Source organism: Paraburkholderia sp. BR14312, from assembly GCF_040948675.1.
In the GTDB taxonomy this organism is placed as follows: Bacteria; Pseudomonadota; Gammaproteobacteria; order Burkholderiales; family Burkholderiaceae; genus Paraburkholderia; species Paraburkholderia nodosa_A.
Window position 1 is genome coordinate 66,391 of the sequence record NZ_JBFPKI010000002.1, and the last position, 24,041, is coordinate 90,431.

Annotated in this window: 20 protein-coding genes and 1 tRNA gene; 8 read left to right on the forward strand and 13 right to left on the reverse strand. The window is 64.4% G+C overall.

All coding sequences use genetic code 11. The features are described from left to right. Positions 1 to 5: 5 nt before the first annotated feature. From AB3X98_RS06070 to AB3X98_RS06095, 6 genes are all read right to left on the reverse strand, one after another. Positions 6 to 593 carry an LUD domain-containing protein gene (locus AB3X98_RS06070; RefSeq protein ID WP_069262485.1) on the reverse strand — a complete coding sequence of 196 codons (588 nt, stop codon included), beginning with the start codon at positions 591 to 593 and terminating at the stop codon, positions 6 to 8. After that, positions 580 to 1,974 carry a lactate utilization protein B gene (locus tag AB3X98_RS06075; protein WP_069262486.1) on the reverse strand — a complete coding sequence of 465 codons (1,395 nt, stop codon included), beginning with the start codon at positions 1,972 to 1,974 and terminating at the stop codon, positions 580 to 582. Before AB3X98_RS06075 ends, AB3X98_RS06070 begins: the two co-directional genes overlap by 14 nt. Beyond that, on the reverse strand, positions 1,971 to 2,714 hold the full coding sequence (locus AB3X98_RS06080) for a (Fe-S)-binding protein (protein ID WP_069262487.1): 744 nt from the start codon (positions 2,712 to 2,714) through the stop codon (positions 1,971 to 1,973). The genes AB3X98_RS06075 and AB3X98_RS06080 overlap by 4 nt, the downstream gene beginning before the upstream one ends. A 120-nt stretch (positions 2,715 to 2,834) precedes the next feature. After that, positions 2,835 to 4,046 carry a porin gene (locus tag AB3X98_RS06085; RefSeq protein WP_368604889.1) on the reverse strand — a complete coding sequence of 404 codons (1,212 nt, stop codon included), beginning with the start codon at positions 4,044 to 4,046 and terminating at the stop codon, positions 2,835 to 2,837. A gap of 139 nt (positions 4,047 to 4,185) precedes the next feature. Beyond that, positions 4,186 to 5,640, reverse strand: a complete 1,455-nt coding sequence (locus AB3X98_RS06090) for an APC family permease (protein WP_368604888.1) — start codon at positions 5,638 to 5,640, stop codon at positions 4,186 to 4,188. A 310-nt stretch (positions 5,641 to 5,950) separates the two neighbouring features. Continuing rightward, positions 5,951 to 6,967 (reverse strand): AraC family transcriptional regulator, encoded by a 1,017-nt coding sequence (locus AB3X98_RS06095; RefSeq protein WP_141710590.1) that lies wholly within the window; start codon positions 6,965 to 6,967, stop codon positions 5,951 to 5,953. 207 nt (positions 6,968 to 7,174) lie between these two features. Between AB3X98_RS06095 and AB3X98_RS06100 the strand changes: the two genes are divergently transcribed. The 5 genes from AB3X98_RS06100 (at position 7,175) to crcB (ending at position 13,103) form a co-directional block, all read left to right on the forward strand. Next, entirely contained in the window at positions 7,175 to 9,157 is a 1,983-nt protein-coding gene (locus tag AB3X98_RS06100; protein ID WP_368604887.1) for a primary-amine oxidase, read from the forward strand. A 7-nt stretch (positions 9,158 to 9,164) separates the two neighbouring features. Next, a complete protein-coding gene (locus AB3X98_RS06105) occupies positions 9,165 to 10,145 on the forward strand; it encodes a hypothetical protein (RefSeq protein ID WP_368604886.1) in 981 nt (326 codons plus the stop codon). Between the two features lie 87 nt (positions 10,146 to 10,232). Then, entirely contained in the window at positions 10,233 to 11,672 is a 1,440-nt protein-coding gene (gene styD, locus AB3X98_RS06110) for a phenylacetaldehyde dehydrogenase StyD (RefSeq protein ID WP_368604922.1), read from the forward strand. Positions 11,673 to 11,795: 123 nt separating this feature from the next. Then, a complete protein-coding gene (locus tag AB3X98_RS06115) occupies positions 11,796 to 12,542 on the forward strand; it encodes an SDR family oxidoreductase (RefSeq protein ID WP_368604885.1) in 747 nt (248 codons plus the stop codon). A 180-nt stretch (positions 12,543 to 12,722) separates the two neighbouring features. After that, positions 12,723 to 13,103, forward strand: a complete 381-nt coding sequence (gene crcB, locus AB3X98_RS06120; protein ID WP_342945518.1) for a fluoride efflux transporter CrcB — start codon at positions 12,723 to 12,725, stop codon at positions 13,101 to 13,103. Positions 13,104 to 13,170: 67 nt separating this feature from the next. On the opposite strand, the gene cfa is transcribed toward crcB, so the two are convergent. Beyond that, the gene (gene cfa, locus AB3X98_RS06125) at positions 13,171 to 14,334 is read right to left on the reverse strand and encodes a cyclopropane fatty acyl phospholipid synthase (RefSeq protein ID WP_368604884.1); all 1,164 of its coding nucleotides are present in this window, start codon (positions 14,332 to 14,334) and stop codon (positions 13,171 to 13,173) included. 234 nt (positions 14,335 to 14,568) lie between these two features. On the opposite strand from cfa, the gene AB3X98_RS06130 reads away from it, so the two are divergent. Beyond that, a complete protein-coding gene (locus AB3X98_RS06130; RefSeq protein WP_069262497.1) occupies positions 14,569 to 14,985 on the forward strand; it encodes an HIT family protein in 417 nt (138 codons plus the stop codon). A gap of 36 nt (positions 14,986 to 15,021) precedes the next feature. Here the strand turns inward: AB3X98_RS06130 and AB3X98_RS06135 are convergent, their stop codons facing one another. Both AB3X98_RS06135 and AB3X98_RS06140 read right to left on the reverse strand, forming a co-directional pair. Continuing rightward, positions 15,022 to 15,693, reverse strand: coding sequence for a nitroreductase (locus AB3X98_RS06135; protein ID WP_069262498.1), 672 nt, complete (start codon positions 15,691 to 15,693; stop codon positions 15,022 to 15,024). A gap of 86 nt (positions 15,694 to 15,779) precedes the next feature. Further along, a complete protein-coding gene (locus AB3X98_RS06140) occupies positions 15,780 to 16,985 on the reverse strand; it encodes a porin (RefSeq protein ID WP_368604883.1) in 1,206 nt (401 codons plus the stop codon). 220 nt (positions 16,986 to 17,205) lie between these two features. Here AB3X98_RS06140 and AB3X98_RS06145 point away from each other — a divergent pair. Beyond that, positions 17,206 to 17,296, forward strand: a tRNA-Ser gene (locus AB3X98_RS06145). Between the two features lie 114 nt (positions 17,297 to 17,410). Here AB3X98_RS06145 and AB3X98_RS06150 read toward each other — a convergent pair. The 4 genes from AB3X98_RS06150 to acs form a co-directional block, all read right to left on the reverse strand. Next, positions 17,411 to 17,773: a hypothetical protein gene (locus tag AB3X98_RS06150; protein WP_083245108.1), complete on the reverse strand. Its 363-nt coding sequence runs from the start codon at positions 17,771 to 17,773 to the stop codon at positions 17,411 to 17,413. A 391-nt stretch (positions 17,774 to 18,164) separates the two neighbouring features. After that, positions 18,165 to 20,183 carry a sodium:solute symporter family protein gene (locus tag AB3X98_RS06155; RefSeq protein ID WP_368604882.1) on the reverse strand — a complete coding sequence of 673 codons (2,019 nt, stop codon included), beginning with the start codon at positions 20,181 to 20,183 and terminating at the stop codon, positions 18,165 to 18,167. Continuing rightward, a complete protein-coding gene (locus AB3X98_RS06160; RefSeq protein ID WP_083245109.1) occupies positions 20,180 to 20,545 on the reverse strand; it encodes a DUF4212 domain-containing protein in 366 nt (121 codons plus the stop codon). The genes AB3X98_RS06155 and AB3X98_RS06160 overlap by 4 nt, the downstream gene beginning before the upstream one ends. A 100-nt stretch (positions 20,546 to 20,645) precedes the next feature. Next, a complete protein-coding gene (gene acs, locus AB3X98_RS06165; protein WP_069262501.1) occupies positions 20,646 to 22,628 on the reverse strand; it encodes an acetate--CoA ligase in 1,983 nt (660 codons plus the stop codon). Positions 22,629 to 22,954: 326 nt separating this feature from the next. Between acs and AB3X98_RS06170 the strand changes: the two genes are divergently transcribed. Continuing rightward, positions 22,955 to 23,851 (forward strand): DMT family transporter, encoded by an 897-nt coding sequence (locus AB3X98_RS06170; RefSeq protein ID WP_368604881.1) that lies wholly within the window; start codon positions 22,955 to 22,957, stop codon positions 23,849 to 23,851. Positions 23,852 to 24,041: the final 190 nt, after the last annotated feature.

The following is a 24,041-nucleotide window of genomic DNA, read 5'->3' on the forward strand; positions in this document are numbered from 1 at the left end:
AACCGTCACGGCGCCGGCAGCCACACCACCGTCAACGACCTCACCCCTTGTGCCCCCTGGATCAACACGCCTTCGATATCGGCCGTCGCGGACGGCCCTGTGACGAGCGCCGCGTAGCGCGCGCTGCGAAAATCGTCGCGCCGGTACGCGTCCTGCAGCCCCGCCACCAGCTGTGCGGGATCGAGCAGCACCACGAGATGCTGCACGATATAGCCGAGCGCGTTCACCACGTACTCGCACTCGCTCAGCCATAGCGATCCCGTTTCCGCCACGCCGAAGCGTGCGCGCACCACGCCCACGTCGACGTCTTCGAGCGAGGCCGGCTTCGTGACGGCGCTGATCTCGCGCGTGCCCTGGACCTCCGGCGTGGCCGACGCGATACGCGCCTCGCTGCCAAAGCGGCGCAGGATCATGGCGCGCACCTCGGCCCCGCTTTGCATCTGCGTGTCGCTGCCGCCCATCAGTTTGAGCGCGGCGCCAAAGCGCTCGCGCAGATCGCCGGCGGGCGCTTCGAACAACGGCACCTCGGGCAACGGTTCGTGCGCGGGTTGCGCGGCGCGCACGCGCGCGAGAAACGCCTCACGATCCGCCATCGCCGCCTCCCTTGCGGTTTTTCCGGTACCACGCATGGAACGTCGTGTGCGGCACGTGCGGCAGATCGCGCTGCTTGCCCCAGATATTGAGCGGGTTGTAGAGCATGAAGTTGGGCAAGCGCCGCAACGCGCCCTCGAGCGATTTCACCGTGCCGCGATAAAGCGTCGGACTGCCGAGCAACCGGCCAGCCATCTTCAGCACTTCCTGCTTCACGAAGGGCACCTCGTGCTGTGCCGCGATGACCTGCCGCCACTGGTAGATCTGCTCGTGAATATTGATCTTCACCGGGCACACGTTCGTGCAGCTGCCGTTGAGCGTCGAGGCGAACGGCAATGCGCTGAAGCGTTTGAGGTCGAAGGTCGGATTGATGATCGCGCCGATCGGCCCCGCATAGGTGCTGCCGTACGAGAGGCCGCCGCTGCGCCGGTACACGGGACAGGTATTCATGCACGCGCCGCACCGAATGCACTTGAGCGAATACCAGAACTCGGGCATGGCGAGCCGCTCGGCCCGGCCGTTGTCGACGAGCACGAAATGCATTTGCGCACCGGGCCGCGGCGCGCGGAAATGCGAGGTGTATTGCGTGATTGGCGAGCCGAGCGCGCTGCGCGAGAGCATGCGCACGAATACGCCGAGATCGGAAAGGCGCGGAATCAGCTTCTCGATGCCCATCGAGACGATGTGCAGCGGCGGCACGTTGGCGGAAAGGTCCGCGTTGCCCTCGTTGGTGCATACCACCACCGTGCCCGTTTCCGCCACCGCGAAATTGCAGCCGGTCATGCCCGCCGTTTTCTCGCGCACGAACCACGGCCGCGTATTCATGCGCTGGCTTTCCGCCAGATAGTGAATGTCGTTGTTGTGCGGGTCCGTGCCGATGGTGCGGCCGAACACTTCGGCCACGTCGTCGCGCAGCTTGTGCACGGCGGGCACGACGATATGGCTGGGCGGCTGCTTGTCGAGCTGCTGGATGCGCTCACCAAGGTCGGTCTCCATCACCGAAATGCCGCGCGACTCCAGATACGGACGCATCTCGCACTCGTCGGTGAGCATCGACTTGCTCTTCACGAGCGCCGTCATACCGCGCTCGCTCAGGATGCGATAAACGATTTCGTTGTGTTCCTCGGCCGTATCCGCAAAATGGACCTGCACGCCATTGGCTTGCGCCGTGCGCGTGAAATGGTCGAGGTAGTCGGCGAGATGCGAGAGCGTATGCGCCTTGATTTGCGAGGCGAGCGTGCGCAGCATTTCCCACTCGGGAATGGCATGCGCCTGGGCGTCGCGCTTCGAGCGCAAGTCCCATAGACGCTTGTCGTGGAAGGCGACATGCTCCGGCCGCGAGAGAAACGTGCCGGCGAGCTTCGCGTGTTCGACTCGCTTCATTCGCGCGCTCCGTTGAGCACCTGGGCAATGTGGATGAAGCGGATGTCCGCGCTCATGCGCTCGGCGCAGCCCTGCTGGTGCATGAGGCAGGACATGTCGGCGGAAACGATGTATTGCGCGCCCGCGCTCACGTGATCGACCACCTTGTCCTGGCCCATGCGCACCGACACCGCCTCTTCGGTCACGGCGAACGTGCCGCCGAAGCCGCAGCATTCGTCGGGGCGCGCCGGCTTCACGAATTCGATGCCCTTCACATGTTCGAGCAGCGCGAGGGGTTTCGAGAACGTCGGACCCGCGATTTCCGAAACCGAAGCTTCCTTCAAATGGCGCAGCGCGCTGCAGCTATTGTGCAAACCCACGCGCCAGGGAAATTCGGCCCAGGGGAATTCGCGCGCGCCCAGCACGTCGTGCAGAAACTCGACGAGTTCATAGGTGCTCTCGCGCACCTTACGTACGGTCTCGGTCTGCTCGATCGCGGTGAAGTGGTCGCGCACGTGATTCACGCAGCTCGCCGACGGGCCGACGATATAGTCGTAGCCCGCGAACGCGCGCGCAAATACCCGCTCCGCGCCGGCTGCCTCGGCCTGCGCGCCGCTGTTGGCCATGGGCTGGCCGCAGCAGGTTTGTTCGAGCGGATAGTCCACCTCGCAGCCGAAACGCTCCAGCAGTTCCAGTGTGGCGATTGCCACCTCGGGGTAGAACGCGTCGATGAAGCAAGGGACGAACAAGGCAACTTTCATGCGCGGGCTCACACGAAAAGCGGACCCGAACATTCTACTGCCGAACGGCGCGGGCGTCGCGCGAAGCGTGTATGCGCTGCGCGTTGCCGCGGTGCATCATGCTGCGCCGCGGCTTTTCACTCAGAAGTTGTGGCGAATGCCCGCGATCACGGCAAGCTGCTTGTCGGTGCTCGAATTCACGAGGTTCGGAATCTGCGCCAGATTCTGCGTCGCTCCGCTCGCGGCATCGATCCCGAGACCCGCCCCCGACGACTTCTGGCCGATCGCCACCGCATAAACTGCCGTGCGCTTGGAGAGGCTGTAGACCGCGCCCAGATTGATCTGGTGAAGCCGTGTGGATGAGCCGCCGTCCGGGTGAGCGTCGTTGAAGATATAAGCGAAGCCGAACTGCAGCGCGGGCGAGTATTGCCACGGCGTATTCAGCTCGGCGATATCGAACGAGATGTCCGCGCCCTGCGGCCGTGCCGCATCCGCGAAATACTGGCTCTGCGAAAGAAGCGTATGGGTATAGCTGAGCGCCACGCTAACCTTGTCGAACGCGTACGAGCCGCCCGCGCCGAAAATGCTCACGCGCTGCGCATTCTGTAGTTCGCAGTACGACGCATTCGGATTGCTGCAACTGAAGTCGCCGATATAGCCGCTCTCCCCGCCCAACGCCGCCTGCAGCGGATTGCGCAACTCGAGGTAGCCGGCAGAAAGCGAAAGCGGCCCGTTGGCGTAATTCGCCGCCACCGACCAACCGCGGTTCTGCGAGAAATTCCCCGCCACGCCGCCGAAACTGAACAGACCGCCTATCGTGAAGCCGCCGAAACTCGGGCTCACGTATTTGATCGAGTTATTGAAGTTGAACGCTTCGTTGAGATTGTCCACGTCGCCGAAGTGCGAGCCATAGAGCGTTGCCCAGTTATTGCTCGACACATAGGCGCCCAGATCGTCGGAAAACGGATCGGACTGGCGACCCAGCGTGAGCGTGCCGTAGTGGCTATTCGCCACGCCCACCCAGGCGTTGCGGTTGAAGAGCGTGCCGCCCTGCAGGAGTGCGCCGTTCTGCGAGAAGAAGCTGTTTTCGAGCGTGAAATTGACGCTCGTGCCGCCGCCAATGTCCTCGCTGCCCGTGAGACCCCAGCGCGACGGCACGAGGTTGCCGCCGCCCAGTTGCCAGTTGGCGTGGCCGCTCGTGCTGCCGTCTGCGTGCGTGGTCTGCTGGTTGGTCGAATAGATGAGGCCCGCGTCCACCGTGCCGTAAAGCGTGACTGAAGATTGCGCGAGTGCGCTCGTCGCGAGGGCGCACGAAGCCAGCGCCAGCGCTGTGCGCTTGACGAGATTTGCCATGTCGTTGTCTTGTCGAAGAGAGATGGGCCGCTGCGCTGCATGCGCGTGCGCGGCCGAAGCGCGGCGCCGGGAGCGCGCCGCACGAGTCAGGAACTGCGGGAATCGAGGGCTTGACGCGAGACGCGTCCCGGGCAAGTCGTTATTGGCCGAAGCGCGCGTAGATGTCCGGCCGCGAACGCTTGAGCACGAAAGCAATCAGCACGCCGATCAGCGCCACCGCGAGCACGACCCACGGGAACGCACGTACGACCGGGCTATCAGAACCGGCGAGCGCGTCGAGATTGCCGATCAGCACGATGCCGATGGAGAGCAGACCGCAGCCGCCCAGCACCGGCGCGAGGAACGCGTGCCACAGTCGCGTGTCCTTCTTCGTGGCGCGGAAAAACGCCGCCACCGAAAAACTCGTGACCGCCTGCAGCATGACGATGCCGATGGTGCCGAGCGCCGAGCCCCAGCTGAACACGATGTTGAACGGATCGCTGCCCGCGAGAACGAAAAGGCCCACCGGCACAGCGACCGAAAGTGTCTGCAGATAGCTCGCGAGATACGGCGATCCATACTTCGGATGCAGGCGATCGAGCACCGCGGGAAGAATCCCCTCGCCCGCAAGCGCGTGGATGTAACGCACGATCGTGTTGTGGAACGACAGCAGGCTCGCGAAGATGCTGGAAAGCAGCAGGAAGCTCATCGTCGTGGTCATCGCGCCGCCCAGGTACTTCGTCGACTGGATGAACCAGAAGTCGCCCGGCTGTTTCGTCGCGACGTCCGTGACGTTGCTGATGCCATAGGCGCAAACGATGGCCCACGTGACGAACGCAAAAAACACGAGAATCAGCGTGACGGAAACATAGGTGGCGCGCGGCACCGTCACCTTCGGGTCGCGGCACTCCTTGCCGTAGATCGCCGTGGCCTCGAAACCGATGAACGACGCGAGCGCGAACATCACCGCGATGCCGAGGTGGCAGCTGAAAACGTGGCGCGGCGAAAACGGCTCGAGCGTCAGGCCATCCGGTCCACCATGATGAATCACGATCGCGAGGCTCAGCAGCAGGAGGATGCCGAGTTCGAGACACATGAGCACGCCGAGCAGGCGGCTGTTCAGGTCGATGCCGCGAATGCCGGTGAACTGCACGACGACGAGGCACGCGAATGAATACGCGTACCACGGCAGCGAACTATGCAGCAGTGGCCCGAGCACCACCGTGCAGAAGAAACCGAACAGGCCGTACAACGCGATCTGGATGCTCGTGTACGAGAGCAGCGCGACGAGTGCGCCGGCCATGCCAACAGGTCGGCCGAAACCCGCCGTGATGTACGCGTAGAACGCGCCGGCACGCACGATGTGGCGGCTCATTGAAGCGAAGCCCACGCTGAACACGAGCAGCACGACGCCCGCGATCACGAATGCGCCGGGAATGCCCGCGCCATTGCCAAGGCTGATGGCGGGTGGCACCGCGCCCAGCATGCCGGTGAGCGGCGCCGCCGCGGAAATGACGAGAAAGACGATCTGCCAAAGCCCGAGCAGGCTGCGCTGTGAGTCCACTGCCGCGTTGTCTCCAACGAGGTGAGCGGGAGAAGAATACGGTTCGTTCATCGTTGCCTCTGCGGGTGTCTGTTCTGGGTTCGCCATACGACACGATGAAGAACCGCGTGCCTCCGGCGCTCGACGAATCGAATTTCCCGATTCGGATTGAGCGCATGGTAGGCAGCTAATAAACTCGCCGGCTTGGCGCAACGCGCCAATTACTCGATAAAGTGCGCCAGGGCTGGAGCGGGTTTTCACTTAACCGCGCTGAAGCGGCCGATATTACCTTCGGCATCCTGATTAATGCCGCGAGCCGGGAATCCGTACTTCAGCCCACAAGCTTAGTGAAAGCCGTCAATTCTCTTTCACGATTTGCGCGCTAGCGGGGTCGCTTGGCGCCTGCACGGCCCCAGTTGCGCGTCGCACGCCATAGCACGGTGGCGTCGGCATAACCCACGGCGCGGGCCACGGCCGCGTTGGTCATGCCCTCCTGCTCGCGCAGCACCGCCACGCTGCGCTCGCGCTCTTCGCGAATGATCTGGCGCACAGAGGTCCCGGCGTCGGCGAGATGCCGCTGCAAGGAGCGGTCCGAAAGCCCGAGGTCCTTGGCGATATCGCCGACCACGAGCTTTTCGCGCGCGAGCCGGCGCGTCACGAGATCGCGCACCTGGTCCACGAGCGTATGCGGAATCGTGTCGCGCGAAATCAGGTCGGTGGCGTGGCGCTCCATCATGCGCGCCATCTGCACGTCGGCGCTCTTGAGCGGCGTGTCGAGATCGTGCGGGTGCAGGACCACACCGTTGGCCGGCTGCTGGAAGCGCACGGGCACGCGAAAGAGGCGCAAATAAGGCTTGAGGTCCTCGGGCGCGGCGTGCTCGAAATGAATCTCGCACGGCGTCCATGCTGCGCCTCGCACCTGGCGAATCATGTGGCACATGGCGGAGACGCTGTACTCGGCGTCCTGCCGGCGCGGCCAGATTTGCGTATGCGCGATGCGATAGCTCCACATCGGCCATGCGTTGTCGCTCACGAGATCGACGGCCGTCGCGCTTTGCCACGAGCCGAGCGTGTCGGTGAATTTACGGATTGCGGCGCCGAGTGTAGGCGACGACATGAACACGAGGCCAGCCGGCCCCAGTTCCGTGAGCTGCAATTCGGCGCCTAAGCGCAGGCCGAGAAAGGGTTCGTCGAGGACCTGCGCCGCGCGTTCGAACGCGCCCACGTAGCGCCCGAGCGCCACGATTTCATACGGATTGGAAAGCTGCCGGCGACTCAGGCCGAACTCGGCCAGCAATGCATCGCAGTCCGCACCAGCGGCGTCGAGTGCACGCACGATGGGACCCATCACGGCACCGCGAATCATCGGGAAGCCGCTATTGACAGGCACTCTTTTCATGTCTCGCTCCATTAGGGCCTGTATGCGCCGACGGATTTAACAGTCGATCGTCTCTGGCGCACTCTATCGCCCCTTTGGCGCGTTTCGCAAGCGCGAAAAAAATACGGCGTTTCTACGATTGACCCATCGACATCGCATGAGACGAATGCGGATTCTTCATACCGTCCCATGCCCTGTTGCGCCCAACGCCATCCTTACGAAATGCTTATGAACACGAATCCGAACGCGCATCCGCTCGACCCGTTGAGCCTCGCCGAAATGCAGCTGGCCTGTGACATCGTGAAAGCCGCCGAGCAGCTCGATGATTTTGGGCGCTTTCCTGTCACCGAACTGTGCGAGCCGCCCAAGGCGGAAGTGCTCGCGTACAAGCATGGCGATTACTTCTCGCGCCGCGCCTTCGTCATCGCGATCGATCGCACCCGCAGCCAGACGCTCGAATTCGTGGTGGACCTGCGCGAGAAGAAAGTGGAATCGCGTAAGGCGCTCGCCTTGCAAAGCGCGCCCTATGGCCAGCCGCCCGTGATGATCGAAGACTTCATGAACGCGGAGCGCATCGTCAAGGAAGACGCAGCATGGCGCGAGGCCGTGAAAAAGCGCGGCCTCACCGAAGACGAACTCGAGCGCGTGCAGGTCGATCCGTTCTCCGCTGGCGCGTTCGACCGCCTGAACGAGAATGGCCGCCGCCTCGTGCGCTGCGTGAGCTACTACCGGGAGTCCCTGACCGACAACGGTTACGCGCACCCCATCGAAGGCGTCGTCGCCGTGGTGGACCTGCTCGCGCACAAGGTGATCGAACTGATCGACGACGGCCGCATCATCCCCATTCCGCGCGCCAGGCACAACTACGACACGCCGAGCCTCGGCAAGCCGCGTGACACCGTCAAGCCGCTCTCAATCAGTCAGCCCGAAGGCCCGAGCTTCACGATAGACGGCTGGCAGGTTAGCTGGCAGAACTGGAAATTCCGCGTGGGTTTCACGCCGCGCGAAGGGCTCGTGCTGCACCAGATCACATGGGACGACGGCAAGAGCGCGCCGCGCCCGATCGTCTACCGCGCGAGCGTGACCGAGATGTGCGTGCCCTACTCGGACCCCACCACGAACCATTACTGGAAAAGCGCGTTCGATGCGGGCGAATACGGACTCGGCAAGCTCGCGAACCAGCTCGAACTGGGCTGCGATTGCCTCGGCACGATCCGCTATTTCGACATTCCGTCCGCCGACGACTTCGGCAACGGCTTCACCATGAAGAACGCCGTGTGTCTGCACGAAGAGGATTACGGCACGCTCTGGAAGCACTACGAGTTCCGCACCGGTGTGTTCGAGATGCGCCGTTCGCGCCGCCTCGTGATCTCGTTCTTCGCAACAGTGGGCAACTACGATTACGGCTTTTACTGGTACTTCTATCAGGATGGCACGATCCAGCTCGAATGCAAGCTCACGGGCATCATCCAGACTTCCGCGGTGGCGGATGGCGACAGTTACCCGTGGGGCGGCATGGTCACCGAGAACCTGGGCGGCCCGACGCATCAGCACTTCTTCAACGCGCGCTTGCACATGATGGTGGACGGCGAGAAGAACTCCGTCACCGAGCACGAATTCGTGCCGCGCGCGATGGGTGCCGGGAATCCATACGGCAACGTGTTCGATACGACCAGGCGCGTGCTCAAGACCGAGCAGGAAGCGGCGCGTAACGCCAGTGGTCAGACGGGGCGCTTCTGGAAAGTGGTGAACCCGAACGTGAAGAATCGCGTCGGCGCGAATCCGGGCTACAAGCTCATCATCAACGACTCGCCGCTCATGCTCGCCGATCCCAACTCGAAGGTGCGCCAGCGCGGCGGCTTCGCCACGCGCCACGTGTGGGTCACGCCGTACGACACGACGCAGCGCTACGCGAGCGGCGACTACCCTAACCAGCACGCCGGCGGCGACGGCCTGCCCCGCTATATCGAGGCGAACCGCAACGTAGAGAACGAGGACATCGTGCTGTGGCACAGCTTCGGCCACACGCACGTGTGCAAGCCCGAGGATTTCCCCGTGATGCCGGTGGAGTATGCGGGCTTCATGCTCAAGCCCAACAACTTCTTCTACGGCAATCCCGCGATGGACCTGCCGGGCGGGCGCGATCCGCACAGCGTGCAGGACCGCACAGACGCGCCCGAAGCAAAATCGTGCTGCCACAGCAAGCAGTGAGCGCGCGATGATGCCGCGCGAGCGCCGCCTTGATGTAATGCACGCCGCACGCCTGCTGTGCGTCTGGGCGTCGATCACGGGCGGCGCGAGCGCGCTTGCGGGAGGCGTCATGATCGCGGCGATGCCGGCCGGCGCGCCGTTTGCCGCATTCGCCGCGAGCGCGCTTGCCCTGCCTGCGATGTCGTTGATTCCGGGCGTGCTTGCGCGCAGCTTCGCCACGCACCCCACGGTGCCGATCGCGAGCGCACTCGCACTCACGATGGCGGCAATGGGCGCCGGCGCGCATGCAGGAGCGACGCTCGCGCAGACGCCGCTCATCCTGGGCGGCGTCGCCGTGATCGCCGCGGCGTGCATGCACTTGCGGCGCAGGCGCGATAGCGCGGCAAGGTCGGTGCATACGCACGCAACGGCGCCCGTGTGGCGCAACGGCTTGCTGCTCATCGCACCCGCGCTGCTTGCAGGCCTGTCGAGCGGCGCGCTCGCGCGCTTCCAGTTTTTTGCGCTCTGCGGCGGCACTGCGATGTCCGTGACGCAGGTTGTGACGTCACTCGCCGTGGTGAGCCTCGCAGGCTGGCTCGCCGATCGCGTCGATTACCGGCGCGCACTGCTCGTGCTCTTCGTATTGCGTGGCGGACTGCTCGCCGCGCTGACGGCCGATTGCCTCGCGCCGTGGGCTGCGCTTGCTGCCCCCGCATTCGCCGTGCTCGACTACCTGACGCTCCCCACGCTCATACGCGGCGGGCGAACGTCGCGCGCCTCGGGTACCGGCTGCCCGGGCCTCGCACATCACGCGGGCATGCTGGCAGGCGCGGCGCTCGCCACCACGTCATGGGGCTTCGGACAGGGTTTTTACGCGCTGTTCATCGTTGCGGGCGCGCTCAATCTTGCATGCGCATACGCATTCGCAATGCCACGCCGATTCCGTGCACACACGCCCTACCCTGCGTCAGCCGCGCTCGCTACGGGCAGCACAATCGACTTACGCTGAAACACTCACCGAAAAACGTTCGCATTACTACCGAAATCAGGAGACGGTATGGACCGCCAGGACTTCACGCACACGATCCGCACACAAATGTTCGTCGACGGACGTTTTAGCGAAAGCGGCAACGGCCGCACGTTTGCCGTATTCAATCCCGCCACGGGCGCGGAGATCGCGCAGGTGCCCGACGCCAGCGACGCCGACATCGACGCTGCCGTCATTGCCGCGCGCCGCGCCTTCGAAGCCGACACGTGGCGGCGTATGGTGCCCGCCGCGCGCGAGCGCCTGCTGCTCAAACTCGCCGACCTCGTCGAACAGCACGGCGACGAACTTGCTGCGCTCGAAACGCTCAACCAGGGCAAGCTGCTCGCCTTCTCGAAGATGCTCGAAGTGGGCGGCAGCGTGCAATGGCTGCGCTATATGGCCGGCTGGGCCACGAAGATCGAGGGCAGCACCGTGGACCTCTCGCTCGCTTTCCCGCCCGGCGTGCGCTATAACGCCTCCACGCGGCGCGTGCCTGCGGGCGTGGTCGCCGCGATCGTGCCGTGGAATTTCCCGCTGCTGATGGCGGTCTGGAAAATCGCGCCCGCGCTCGCCTGCGGCTGCACCGTGGTGCTCAAGCCCGCCGAAGAAACGCCGCTCACGGCCATCCGCCTCGCCGAGCTCGCGCACGAAGCCGGCTTTCCGCCGGGCGTGTTCAATGTCGTCACGGGCCAGGGCGAAACGGCGGGCGCAGCGCTAGGTCGTCATGCGCAGGTGGACAAGGTCACTTTCACGGGCTCGACCGAAGTGGGCCGCCTCATCGGCAAGCAATGCGCGAGCGATCTCAAGCGCGTCTCGCTGGAACTGGGCGGCAAGAGCCCCGTGATCGTGCTCGACGACTGCGATCCGCAGCGCGCGATCGAAGGCGCAGCCGGCGCGATCTTCTTCAATCACGGCCAGGTCTGCACGGCAGGCTCGCGCCTGTATCTGCCGCGCGCGCGTTTTGAGCAGATCGTCGATGGCATCGCTAAGGTTGCGCGCGCAACCGTGCTCGGCTCGGGTTTCGATGCGGCCGCGCAGATGGGCCCGCTCGTTTCGGCGCGCCATCGCGCCAAGGTCGCCGGCATGATCGCGCAGGGTCGCGCCGAAGGCGGCGAGGTCGTTGCGGGCGGCGGCGGCGGCAATCGGCCCGGCTTCTTCATCGAGCCCACGGTGATTGCGAACGCGACCAACAAGCCGCTTACCGTCGTGCGCGAAGAGGTGTTCGGGCCGGTGCTCGTCGCCATGCCGTATGACGACGTCGAAGAAGCCGTTGCGGCGGCGAATGCTTCGGAGTACGGTCTGGGCGCGAGTGTCTGGACCAACCAGCTCGACCGCGCGCTGCGCGTCGTGGACGGCGTGCAGGCGGGCACGGTATGGGTCAACACGCACAACATGGTCGACCCGGCATTGCCCTTCGGCGGCTTCAAGGCCTCGGGCATCGGCCGCGAGCATGGCCGCGCGATCATCGACGCGTACACGGAGACGAAATCCGTCTGCATCGCCTACTGAGCGCCGCCGTGCAGCATTGTTAATCGAAATGGAATGATGAAACCCGGCGGCGCGCAATGATCGCCGCCGCGGTTTCGTCCATGATCGAGCCCGTTCTCACCACTTACGAGAAGGACTCCGATCATGAATGCCTCCACGAATTCGCGCGGCGTCGCCATCGTCACGGGCGCCTCGCGCGGCATCGGCGCCGCCATTGCCGAACGTCTCGCGCGCGACGGTTACGCCGCCGTCATCAACTACGCTTCGCGCAGCGCCGAAGCCGAGGCGCTCGTCGCGAAGATCGCGGCGGGCGGCGGTCGCGCGATTGCGGTGCAAGCGAACGTCGCGAAGGCCGACGACGTGCGCCGTCTCTTCGACACCACCGCCGAAACGCTGGGCCAGCCCACACTGCTTGTGAATAACGCGGGCATCATGAAGACGGTGACAGTTGCCGATTCGACCGACGCGATCTACGACGAAACGTTCGACATCAACGTGCGCGGCACGCTCAACACGCTGCGCGAAGCGGCGACGAAACTCGCGGATGGCGGCCGCGTGATCAACTTCTCGACCTCCGTGCTCGCGATGGATCTGCCGGGCTACGCGCTCTATACGGCCAGCAAGGCGGCCGTGGAGACGATCACGCGCGTGTTCGCACGCGAGCTGCGCGGCCGCTCGATCTGCGTGAACGCGGTTGCGCCGGGGCCGGTGGCGACAGAGCTGTTCCTCAGCGGCAAGACCGAAGAACAGGTCCAGCATTTCGCGAACATGCCGCCGCTGCAGCGCCTCGGGCAACCCGACGACATTGCAAATGTCGTGTCGTTCCTCGCGGGCCCGGACGGCGGCTGGGTCAACGGCCAGGTGCTGCGCGCGAACGGCGGGATCGTCTGACACGCCGCCCGGCGTGGCTTCGCGGCAGAACCCGGGCGGGACGTGGTCTCAGGGCAAACCGCTGCGGCGTGAAACCGGCGGTCCCGGCCGGTGCTACACTCCGTGGTCGAAAAACGGTAGAAAGACAGAGCCGGAGGCATGGCGCGCCGGCTCATATTGCGCCCTCAACCACTCCAGACCATGTATCTGTCCATCCTCGCCGTCGGCATTGGCGGCGCGCTCGGCTCGCTGTTGCGCTGGGTTCTCGGGCTACGCCTGAATGCCCTCTACCCTGACCTGCCGCTCGGCACGCTTGCGTCGAACATCATCGCGGGCTATGTGATCGGCGTCGCAGTCGCCTATTTCGGGCGCATGCCCCAACTCTCCGCCGAATGGCGCCTCTTTGTCATTACCGGCTTGATGGGCGGCCTCTCCACGTTCTCGACCTTCTCAGCCGAAGTCGTTTCGCATCTGCAGCACGGACGTTTCGGCTGGGCCGCGGGCGAAATCGCCATTCACGTGTGCGCCTCGGTCGTCATGACGATCCTTGGCATTGCAACGGTATCGGCACTGGTTCGCTGATCGGCAACGAAAACGGCCGCGTTCGCCATTCGCGAAACGCGGCCGCATTAATGATGCGACGGGAAGATCAGGCAGGACGCTGATACCCGCCCAGCAAACCGTTCTTCGAAAACACCCACTGCCACAACTGGATGTCGCGCGCACGGAACGCTCCGGCGCACGAAAGCAGGTAGTAGCGCCACATGCGATAGAAGCGCTCGCCCATCTGCGCCTTGAAACGCGGCCACGCGGCCTCGAAATTCGCGTGCCAGGCCATCAGCGTGCGGTCGTAGTCGGCGCCGAAGTTATGCAGGTCTTCGGCCACGAACAGGCCGCCCGAAGCGTCGGCGATCTGGCCGATGGTCGGCAGCTCGCCGTTCGGGAAGATGTATTTGTCGATCCACGGATCGGGCGTGGTGTCGCGGCGGTTCTTGCCAATGGTGTGCAGTACGAACAGACCGTCGTCGGCAAGACAGCGGTGCGCGACTTCCATATAGGTGCGATAGTTCTTCGGGCCCACGTGCTCGAACATGCCAACGCTCGCAATGCGGTCGAACTTCTCGTCGAGCAACCGGTAGTCCTGCAGGCGGAATTCAACCGGCAGATCCTTGCAGCGCTCGGCGCCGAGCGCGGCCTGCTCCTTCGAGATCGTCACGCCCACGCACGACACGCCATAGTGTTCGGCCGCGAACTTCATAAGGCTGCCCCACCCGCAGCCGATGTCGAGCAGGCGCATGCCAGGCTTCAGGCCCAGCTTGCGGCAGATGAGATCGAGCTTGGCGTCCTGCGCCTCGTCGAGCGTTTTCGCGCCGCCCGACCAGTAGCCGCAGGTGTAGGCCATGTTCTTGTCGAGCATGGCCTCGTAGAACTCGTTGCCGATGTCGTAGTGCTGCTGGCCCACTTTCCATGCCCTGCGCACGGTCTGGCGGTTCACGAGGCGTGCCTTGAGCGCGTAGAAGACGAGACGGGAGGGATCGATCTGGTCGTCTAGATGCGCGCGCAACACATGTGCGAAGAATTCGTCGAGTTGCTCGCAATCCCACTGGCCGTCCATGTAGGCCTCGCCGAGGCCCAGGTTGCCGAGCGCCAATACGCGCTCGGGTAACTGCGGATCGTGGATGCGCATGTCCCACGGCCGTGTGCCGTTGAATTTCACGTCAGCGCGCGCCAATAGCTGGGCTATAAACCGCCAGGCCCCTGAAACGGTGGCCTCACGAACGGGTTGAGCTGCTTCGAGATCAGTCGTTGCCATACGTGCTCCATGCGGCAGGAGTCGGGTCCTTGGTACCTTGCTCCGATGCCATTCAAGAGGTTGCTATCAAGACATTCGTCGTCGCGCGCGCTGCGAGAAACTCTATGATGCACCTACTTCAAAAATTGTGCAGGAACACGCACAAGCCATACGGGGCGGGCCATAATCGCAAACTCGATGAAACCCATCGCCCTGGCGCCAGCAAACGGCGCGCCCGAACTGGAGATACCGACAATGGCCTACGACGACAAGAACATCTTCGCGCGCATCCTGCGCGGCGAAGCACCCTGCATCAAGGTGTACGAGGACGACGCTACGCTCGCGATCATGGACGTCATGCCTCAATCCGAAGGCCACCTGCTCGTGCTGCCGAAGGAAGGCGCCGAGTTCATCTATGAGCTTTCACTGGAAGCCGGCGCCGCCGCGATGGCGACGGTGCAGAAGATGGCGGTCGCGATGCGCAAGGTGCTTGCGCCCGAAGGCCTCTTGATCGCGCAGTTCAACGGCGCCGCCGCCGGGCAGACCGTACCGCACGTGCACTTCCACCTGATTCCGCGCCGCGCGGGCGAAGAACTGCGCCCGCATGCGCGTGAAATGGCCGACATGGCGCAGCTCGAAGCGCTGGCCGCGCGCATTCGCGCTGCACTGTAAGCAATATGTATTGCTAACGTTAGCTATTCTTGACGCTTAAACGCCGTCGAATTGCACGAATTCGTCGAGCGGGACCCGCGCCGAGCGCCACTGGTTGATGGGCGCGTCCGGGTCTTCGTGACCGATCGCCATGCCGCAGAACACCATGCGTTCGCGCGGCAACGCGAGAAACTGGCCAACGCTTTGCGCGTAGCGCGCCCAGCATTCCTGCGCGCAGCTATGCAGGCCGGCTTCGCGCAGGAGCAGCATCACCGTCTGCAGGAACATGCCGAGGTCGGCCCATTGCGGCGGCCCCATCTGACGATCTACGCTGCAAAAGAGCGCGAGCGGCGCGTCGAAAAACGCGTAGTTGCGCGCGAATTGCCGTAGCCTGCCCGGCCGGTCCTCGCGCGCGACGTCGATGCTGCGGTAAAGATCCTCGCCCACCTGATAACGACGCTCGCGATATGGCGAACCCAGCTCGCGCGGATACACGTCGTACTCCATCGGCTCGCCCGCAGGCACCTGCGCAATGCGATCGGCCATGATCGACTTGAGCTTCGCGAGCGATTCGCCGCCCACGACATGAACATGCCACGGCTGCAGATTGCCGCCCGAAGGCGCGCGCGCAGCGGTATCGAGTACCCGGCGAATGACGGCGGGGTCCACCGGATCGGGCAAAAACTGGCGCACGGACTTGCGGCTCGTGACGGCTTCGCTGACCTTCAAGCAGATTCTCCTCGGGGGATCGACGAAGCATTATCGGCGATCCCCTGCGCGGCTGCCGACGCTCGCCACGTGGCTCCGTTCTGGCGTCAAAACTTGTGACGGATACCCACTACGACAAGCGCCTGATTGTCGGCGCCCGAACTCACGCCGAAGTCGCCGATCGATGCCTGCGCAACGACACTCGAACCCTTTGCGTCGAGCGTGCGGCCACTCGCCTTCTGGTAACCGGCGAGCGCGTAGAGATCGGTGCGTTTGGAGAGCGAGTAGTCGCTGCCGAGGTTCACCTGGTTGTAGTGCGCTGACGAGGGCCCGGTGAGCGACGTGTAGTTGTAGCCCGCGCCCGCGCGCAGCGCCGGTGTGATCTGGTAATTCAGGAACGCCGAGCCGCTATTGAATTTGGCGGTTTGGTGGAAGGTCGAGTACGCATCGTTTGCGTATTGGGTGTTCGAGTAGGCCAGCCCGAAGCTCAATGCGCCCACCGCATAGCTGCCGCCTGCGCGCACGATCTGGATGGAGGTTGCGCTCGCAAAGCCCTGATTGATGACCGTGTTGAAGAGGCTATCCGAGCTGCTCGTCCAGCTGCGCACGCCGGCAGTGAGCGTGCTGCCGCCATTGGCGAAGAAATAGCCGGCCGCGAGCGAGAGCGGCCCGTTCGAGTAGGCGGCGCCGAAGCTGTAAGTCTGGCCGCTGCCGGTCGCGCCGGCCACGCCGCCAAAACCGTACAGCGCCTCGAACTGCAGCCCTGCGACGAGCGGGCTCGCGTACTTGACCGAGTTGCTCACGCGCAGGCTGTTGTCGTAGTTGTCAAGGTCGCCAGGCGTGCCGAACACGCCGCCGAACGGACCGTCAGCGGTGAGCGGCTGCACGAGATCGACGAGCGGATCGTACTGGCGGCCGAGCGTGAGCGTGCCCCACGTCGTGCTGGCAAGACCGACGATCGCCTTGCGCCCGAATTCGCGGCTGCCCTGCCCGAGCGCGCCGGTACCCACGTTGAAGCCGTTTTCGAGCTGGAAGATGGCGGCGAGGCCGTTGCCGAGATCCTCGGTGCCGCGCAGGCCCCAGCGGCTGCCCGAAAGGTTGCCGCTGCTGAGCTTGACGAGCGTGGACTGGTTCAGGCCGTTCGCGCCCTGGGCGTTGTGTACGTAAGCGAGGCCCGCGTCGACGATGCCGTAGAGTGTGACGCTGCTTTGCGCGTGGGCACTCGTGGCGATAGTGGCGCCCGACGCGGCGAAGGCGAGCGCGAGAGCGGCGGTTAGCGGGCGGCGTGTGAAAGAGGCGTTTTTGTTGTTCATGCGGGGCGTTCCGTTGCGTGTGGTGGTTGTCGCTACGCGGTCCTTGCGAGGCGGCTGCAAGGCCGGTGCGGCAACGTTACGGAATGCCCGGCAAGCGGGGAACGAACGAATTCTGCGTTGCTTAGGGTGCGCGAGGGACTTTGCAAAGCGCAGATCGTGCCAGGCGCTGCGCGAGCGCTTTCCTCCGGCGCGCGGAGTCTGCTATAATTCGCCTCCCGCCGGAGAGATGGATGAGCGGTTTAAGTCGCACGCCTGGAAAGCGTGTATAGGTTAATAGCCTATCGGGGGTTCGAATCCCCCTCTCTCCGCCAGAACAAAACGCCGAAACCCCGTAAGCGCAATGACTTACGGGGTTTTTGTTTTTCCAGCCCATCAAATAGCCCGCCAGAGAGGGGATAACGTGCGCGGGGCACGTCCAAACGCCCTCAATTACACCCGCTCACAGTGCAATACTTGTTGTACACGAGCCCTTTGCCATCCATCCCCGAGATCGTTCGCGTGCCGTTGCCGTAGTTCGTGATCGTCTCGGTCCACGTCGACCCATCGGCAGCCTGCCCGGTGATGAACGTCGTGTCGCCAATCGACGCGCCGGTCTGCTCCCAGGCCTCGCCCGGCAGCTTCTGCTGATACCCGTTGACGGTAGACGTATTGCCGAAGCGCTGCACCGTGTACGAATTGCCCGATTCGTCGACGCAGTTCTGGAAGGCATCGTTGCCCCAGCATTTGGCAAAAGCGGCGGGCGCCGTAAAGGCGCCGAAAATGATCAGGCTGAGTGCAACGCGCTTCAATGATTTCCCCGAGAAAACGCCCTTTTTCCGGCTCGATTCACCACGAGTCCGAGGCCGGCGGCGCGCGAAATTGTACCGTAGCCGCCAGGGCGATCTACGGATGCGCCGGACACGCGTGCATCGCACGCTCCCGCTAGTTATCGGACAAAAAACGGATGACTTGATGGGCGCAACGAGAACAGCAGCGCCGCCGGTCGTTGAACACGCAACGTTGGAAGGAAGTCCGAATCGACCAGAACAGGCAAGCAGAAAAAGGCGTCGGGCCGCAGCCCGACGCCGAATTCCCGCGTACTGCTTCGAGGACCGGCGCGGGAACGAGAGGACTTCAGTATCGCCTCGCCCGCCCGTTTTTTAAGTGCTCGACCGCACACCGGCAATCAGGTCCCCACTCTCACGGATGGCGGATATAGTCCACCAGCGCGAGCGTATACGCGTCCGGCTTGCGATCGATGAGACTCACGCCGATCGCCACGAGAAAGCCTGCGGGCACACCGAACACACCTGAGCTGATGGGCTCGATGCCGAACCATCGCGGGCCCGCGAAGCCCGTGAGCTGCGTGAAGAACGGGTACGTCGAGACGATGTAATAGACGCACACGGTCAGTCCCGCGATCATGCCGGCCACGGCGCCCAGGCGCGTCGTGCGCTTCCAGAACACGCCGAGCACAAGCACCGGAAAAAGACTCGACGCCGCGAGCGAAAACGCCGCCCCCACCAGAAAAAGAATGTTGCCCGCGTTGAGCGACGCCACATACGAGGCGAACAGCGCCACGCCGAGCAGCAGGATCTTCGACATCGTCACGCGCCGCTGGCTCGACGCGCCCGGACTGACAATGTGGTAGTACACATCGTGTGAGAGCACGTTCGAGATCGTGAGCAGCAGACCGTCTGCGGTCGAAAGCGCAGCCGCGAGCGCACCCGATGCGATGAGCCCCGACATCACATACGGCAACCCCGCGATTTCCGGCGCAGCGAGTACGACCATGTCAGGCTGCATCTGGATATCGCTCCAGCGCACCACGCCGTCGTTGTTCATATCCGCAATGCTGATGAGGTATGGCTCGACGCGCCGCCATTGCATGACCCATTGCGGCAGATCGTCGAAGCGCTGCCCCACCAGATGCGTGAGGATCTCGAACTTGATCAGCACCGCGAGCACCGGCACGGTCAGATAGAAGAGCGCGACGAAAAACAGCGTCCAGCCCACCGAGCGCCGAGCCGAGGCCACCGAGGTCGTCGTGTTGTAGCGAGTGAGGATGTGCGGCAGGCTCGCCGTGCCAAGCGAAAGACACAGGAGCAGCGACAGGAAGTTGCGTTGATGAATGCGCCGCTGGGCATCGTCGTCGGCGGGAAACGGTTCGTTCATCGGCACGGGCGGCGCGGCGCGCTCGAGCAGGTCGTCGCGCTGGCGCGTCCACACCATGCGTGCGGCATCCACGTCGCGCGGGAAGGCGCTCAATTCACGTTCGAGCGAATCGATATCGCGCAGCGGGCCGTTGTTACGGCGCAGGTTCGCAAGCGATTCGACGAGGTGCGTCTTCTCCGCAACGTACGACTGCGGCAGCGTGTCGAGCCGCGTCTGCCATTGCGCCGCGCGCTCGCGGTAAGCGTCGCGCACGGTGGCTTCGGTGCTTGCACCGCGCACGTCATGCTCGAGCGCTTCCACGCGCTGCATCACGTTGCCGTAGTCGACTTGCGGCAGCCAGCCGAGGCCGTCGCGATGCGCGATCAGCGAAACCGGAATCAGAATGGCCGCGATGAGAATGATGTATTGCGCGACCTGCGTCCACGTCACGGCGCGCATACCGCCGAGAAACGAACACACGAGAATGCCCGCCAGCCCGCAGAAAATGCCGATGGCGAAATCCACGCCGATGAAGCGCGTGGCGATCAGCCCCACGCCCTGGATCTGCGCGACGAGATAGACGAACGAGCAGAGGATGGTCGCGAGCACGGCGAGCGCACGCACGAGGTTGCTCGAAAAGCGCGTGCCGAGGAAGTCGGGGATCGTGTAGCGCGCGAGCTTGCGCACATACGGCGCCAGCAGGAAGGCGACGAGGCAGTAGCCGCCCGTCCACCCCATCAGGTAAGCGAGGCCGTCGTAGCCGCTCGCGTAGAGCGAACCCGCAAGGCCGATGAACGACGCGGCGGAAAGCCAGTCGGCGGCCGTCGCCATGCCGTTGAAGAACGACGGCACACGCCGCCCCGCCACGTAGTATTCGACGAGGTCCGAGGTGCGCGAAAGCAGCCCGATCACCGCATATACCGCGATCGGCACGAACAGGAACACATAGCCGATCCACATGCCGGGGCCGGTGGAAAGCTCGATACGCCACATCACGTAGACGAAGGCGAGAAAGCCGAGCGTGTACAACGCATAGGAGCGTATGAGCCGGTGCGCAAGCCTCATCGTTGCTGTGCCTTGCTGGCTTCGCGAATGGCGATGTCGGCTTCGAGCGCGGCTTGCAGTACGCGGTCGGCGCGCTGCATCAGCACGATATAGATCGCCACGAGCAGCACGTAGAGCAGGATCGCGCCCTGTGCGCCGAGGTAGAACGGCAGGCTGAAGCCTGCGAAGCGCAAGTCGGCGAGCTGCCGCGCAAAGAGCGGCGCGACGAACGAGACCAGGAAGCCGATCGTCATGAGCACGGCGATCAGCGCGAGATTGAAGCGCCAGTAGCGCCGATGCGCGCGCGCCATCGCCTCGCTCACCGGAGGTGGCTCAGGCAATGGATTGAGATTGTTCTGCGGAGTCGTGTGTGGCGCGGCCATGCGCCTGTGTAGCAAAAACGCGTAGGGCCGGCAATCCGGGGCAATGCGGGGATCGATGCGGCGCGCGGCGCCAGGCAAGGCGCCGCGCGAGCCTCGGCGTTTAGAGCGATTCGCCGAGCTGGTCCAGAATCGCCGGGTTTTCCAGCGTGGAGACGTCCTGCGTGATCGCCTCGCCCTTCGCGAGCGAGCGCAGCAGACGGCGCATGATCTTGCCCGAGCGCGTCTTCGGCAGGTTCTCGCCGAAGCGGATGTCGCGGGGCTTGGCGATCGGCCCGATCTCCTTGCCCACCCAGGCGCGCAGATCGTTGGCGAGCTTCACGGCCTCGTCGCCCTGCGGACGCGTGGCCTTGAGCACCACGAACGCCACCACGGCTTCGCCGGTGGTGTCGTCGGGGCGGCCCACCACGGCGGCTTCGGCCACGAGGGGGTTCGCGACCAGCGCCGACTCGATCTCCATCGTGCCGAGGCGGTGGCCCGAGACGTTCAGCACGTCGTCGATACGGCCCATGATCGTGAAGTAGCCCGTGTCCTTGTCGCGCACGCTGCCGTCGCCGGCCAGATACAGCTTGCCGCCGAGTTCCTCGGGGAAGTAGCCCGACTTGTAGCGCTCGGGTTGTCCCCAGACGTTGCGGATCATTGCGGGCCACGGACGCTTCACGACGAGAATGCCGCCCTGCCCGTTCGGCACGTCCTGGCCGGTTTCGTCGACGATCGCGGCCATGATGCCCGGCAGCGGCAGCGTGCACGAACCCGGCACGAGCGGCGTCGCGCCCGGCAGCGGCGTGATCATGTGGCCGCCGGTTTCGGTTTGCCACCACGTGTCGACGATCGGGCAGCGCTTGGCGCCCACGTTTTCGTAGTACCACATCCACGCTTCGGGATTGATCGGCTCGCCGACCGTGCCGAGAATGCGCAGCGAAGAAAGGTCATAGCTCTTCGGGTGCACCTTCGCGTCGGCTTCGGATGCCTTGATGAGCGAGCGGATCGCCGTTGGCGCGGTATAGAACACCGTGACCTTGTGCTTGGCGATCATGTCCCAGAAGCGGCCGGCGTTCGGGTACGTGGGCACGCCTTCGAACACGACCTGGGTCGCGCCGATCGTGAGCGGGCCATAGGCGATGTAGCTGTGGCCCGTGATCCAGCCGATGTCGGCCGTGCACCAGAACACGTCCGAGGGCTTGTGATCGAAAGTCCACTTCATCGTTTGCGCGGCCCACAGCAGGTAGCCGCCCGTGCTGTGCTGCACGCCCTTCGGTTTGCCCGTCGAGCCCGACGTATAGAGGATGAAGAGCGGGTGTTCCGCGCCCACCGGCACCGGCGCGCACGTATCGCTCTCGGCCGCCGAAAGCTCGTGCATCCACTGGTCGCGGCCTTCGTGCCATGTAACCTTGCCGCCCGTGCGCTTGTAGACGATCACGCTGTGCACCGCTTCGCAGCCGCCCATGGCGAGCGCTTCGTCGGCGATGTTCTTCAGCGGCAGCGCCTTGCCGCCGCGCATCTGTTCGTCGGCGGTGATGAGCGCGACCGCGCCCACGTCGACCATGCGTTCGTTGAGCGACTTCGACGAGAAGCCGCCGAACACGACCGAGTGCGTCGCGCCAATGCGTGCACAAGCCTGCATCGCGACCACGCCTTCCACCGACATCGGCATGTAGATGACCACGCGGTCGCCCTTCTTCACGCCGCGTTTCTTCAGCGCATTGGCGAAGCGCGACACGCGCGCGAGCAGATCCTTGTAGGTGACGTTCGTGACGGTGCCGTCGTCGGCTTCGAAGACGATCGCGACGCGCTCGCCATTGCCCGCCTCGACGTGGCGGTCGAGGCTGTTGTACGAGGCATTGAGTTCGCCGTCTTCGAACCACGTGTAGAACGGCGCCTTCGATTCGTCGAGCACCTTCGTGAAGGGCTTTTGCCAGCTCAGGGTTTCGCGCGCGAGGCGCGCCCAGAAGCCTTCGTAATCGCGTTCGGCTTCGGCGCACAGCGCCTTGTATGCGTCCATGCCGGACACCGTGGCGCCAGCCACCGTTTGCTCGGAAGGCGCAAAGACGCGGCGTTCCTGAAGAACCGATTCAATCGCAGACATCGACAACCCCTTGGTGAAGATGAAACGTCAAACTCGTGGACACGCATGAGCATCTTCAATGCCCGTGCGCGCCGTCTCCGTGCGCCGCCGCCCGCATGCGGGCACGGCGCTATTGGCTTGCGCCGGGAGCCGCCATTGTGGCATCCGGCATGCATGGGCGCGCGATACAGGCACGATCGTGCGCGATCTTCGCAAACTACCCATGCCGGCAAGATTAAGCGTAGCAACTTACCAGCCACTTACGCGCGCCCATGCAGCGGCGCGCCATGGCACGCAAGTAAGCAGACATTTAGAATGCTAACTGAACTGCGCACCCGGATTCCAGCTTGAATCGCTATTCCCTGTTTCTCATTGCCTCGATGCTGCTCGCGGGCAGCAACGTCGGCATCGGCAAATCGATTGTCGCCTTCATTCCCGTTCCCCTCTTCGCGCTGCTGCGCTTCGTGATCGCGCTCGCGGTACTGGGCCCGCTCCTGCGTCGCTCCAAAATGCAACAGGTGAAGCGCGGCGAATGGATCAATCTGTTCCTCCAGGCGCTGTTTGGGACATTCGGGTTTACGCTGCTGATGCTCGGCGGCGTGCATCGCACGAGCGCGGTCGCGGCCGGCGTCATCACGAGCACGATCCCCGCCGTGGTCGCCCTCTTCTCCTGGCTTTTCCTGCGCGAGCGCCCCGACGCACGCGCACTCGCTTCCATCGTGCTCGCCATTGCGGGCATCGCGGTCATCAATTTCGCGCACGTGGGCGGCGGTGGCGACACCGGCGCCAGCTCGTTGATCGGCAACCTGATGGTGCTCGGCGCGGTGTGCTGCGAATCGCTCTATGTGATCCTGTCGCGCCGTCTCACCCAAACGCTCGCGCCGCTCGACATCTGCGCGTACACACACCTGTTCGGCCTTTTGCTGATGCTGCCCGTGGGTCTGCCGGGCGCACTGTCGTTCGATTTCGCGAGCGTCCCTTCGGGCATCTGGTGGCTGGCGCTCTGGTACGGGCTTTCGGCAAGCGTGTTCTCGTTCTGTCTCTGGATGATGGGCATACGCCATGTGCCAGGCAGCATCGCCGGCGTGTTCACGGCCGTGCTGCCGGTCGCGGCAGCCGTGTACGGCATCGCGTTTCTCGGCGAGCGCCCCACGCCCGCGCACGGCATCGCCCTCGCCTGCGTGGTGGTCGGCATCGGCCTCGCGAGCCTCAAGATCAGGCGCCTGCCGCCGGTGGCCTCGTGACCATTCCGTAATGCGATTGAAAGTATCGGGCGCGGGCGGCGCTGCCGCAATCCCGGCGAGCCCTTCCTGCGACGCTGTACAATAGCGCCCGCCCGGCCCCTCGCGCGCGCCTTCTGGCCCTAACCAGACGGCCCCGCTTGAGCAGCCCCGCTTGAGCAGCCCCGCTTAGGCAGCCCCACTTAGGCAGCCC

Excerpts from the sequence above, each read along its gene's own strand:
- AB3X98_RS06070 (WP_069262485.1), bottom strand. The coding sequence starts at position 593 with ATGGCGGATCGTGAGGCGTTTCTCGCGCGCGTGCGCGCCGCGCAACCC.
- AB3X98_RS06075 (WP_069262486.1), bottom strand. The coding sequence starts at position 1,974 with ATGAAGCGAGTCGAACACGCGAAGCTCGCCGGCACGTTTCTCTCGCGG.
- AB3X98_RS06080 (WP_069262487.1), bottom strand. The coding sequence starts at position 2,714 with ATGAAAGTTGCCTTGTTCGTCCCTTGCTTCATCGACGCGTTCTACCCC.
- AB3X98_RS06085 (WP_368604889.1), bottom strand. The coding sequence starts at position 4,046 with ATGGCAAATCTCGTCAAGCGCACAGCGCTGGCGCTGGCTTCGTGCGCC.
- AB3X98_RS06090 (WP_368604888.1), bottom strand. The coding sequence starts at position 5,640 with ATGAACGAACCGTATTCTTCTCCCGCTCACCTCGTTGGAGACAACGCG.
- AB3X98_RS06095 (WP_141710590.1), bottom strand. The coding sequence starts at position 6,967 with ATGAAAAGAGTGCCTGTCAATAGCGGCTTCCCGATGATTCGCGGTGCC.
- AB3X98_RS06100 (WP_368604887.1), top strand. The coding sequence starts at position 7,175 with ATGAACACGAATCCGAACGCGCATCCGCTCGACCCGTTGAGCCTCGCC.
- AB3X98_RS06105 (WP_368604886.1), top strand. The coding sequence starts at position 9,165 with ATGATGCCGCGCGAGCGCCGCCTTGATGTAATGCACGCCGCACGCCTG.
- styD (WP_368604922.1), top strand. The coding sequence starts at position 10,233 with ATGTTCGTCGACGGACGTTTTAGCGAAAGCGGCAACGGCCGCACGTTT.
- AB3X98_RS06115 (WP_368604885.1), top strand. The coding sequence starts at position 11,796 with ATGAATGCCTCCACGAATTCGCGCGGCGTCGCCATCGTCACGGGCGCC.
- crcB (WP_342945518.1), top strand. The coding sequence starts at position 12,723 with ATGTATCTGTCCATCCTCGCCGTCGGCATTGGCGGCGCGCTCGGCTCG.
- cfa (WP_368604884.1), bottom strand. The coding sequence starts at position 14,334 with ATGGCAACGACTGATCTCGAAGCAGCTCAACCCGTTCGTGAGGCCACC.
- AB3X98_RS06130 (WP_069262497.1), top strand. The coding sequence starts at position 14,569 with ATGGCCTACGACGACAAGAACATCTTCGCGCGCATCCTGCGCGGCGAA.
- AB3X98_RS06140 (WP_368604883.1), bottom strand. The coding sequence starts at position 16,985 with ATGAACAACAAAAACGCCTCTTTCACACGCCGCCCGCTAACCGCCGCT.
- AB3X98_RS06155 (WP_368604882.1), bottom strand. The coding sequence starts at position 20,183 with ATGAGGCTTGCGCACCGGCTCATACGCTCCTATGCGTTGTACACGCTC.
- AB3X98_RS06160 (WP_083245109.1), bottom strand. The coding sequence starts at position 20,545 with ATGGCCGCGCCACACACGACTCCGCAGAACAATCTCAATCCATTGCCT.
- acs (WP_069262501.1), bottom strand. The coding sequence starts at position 22,628 with ATGTCTGCGATTGAATCGGTTCTTCAGGAACGCCGCGTCTTTGCGCCT.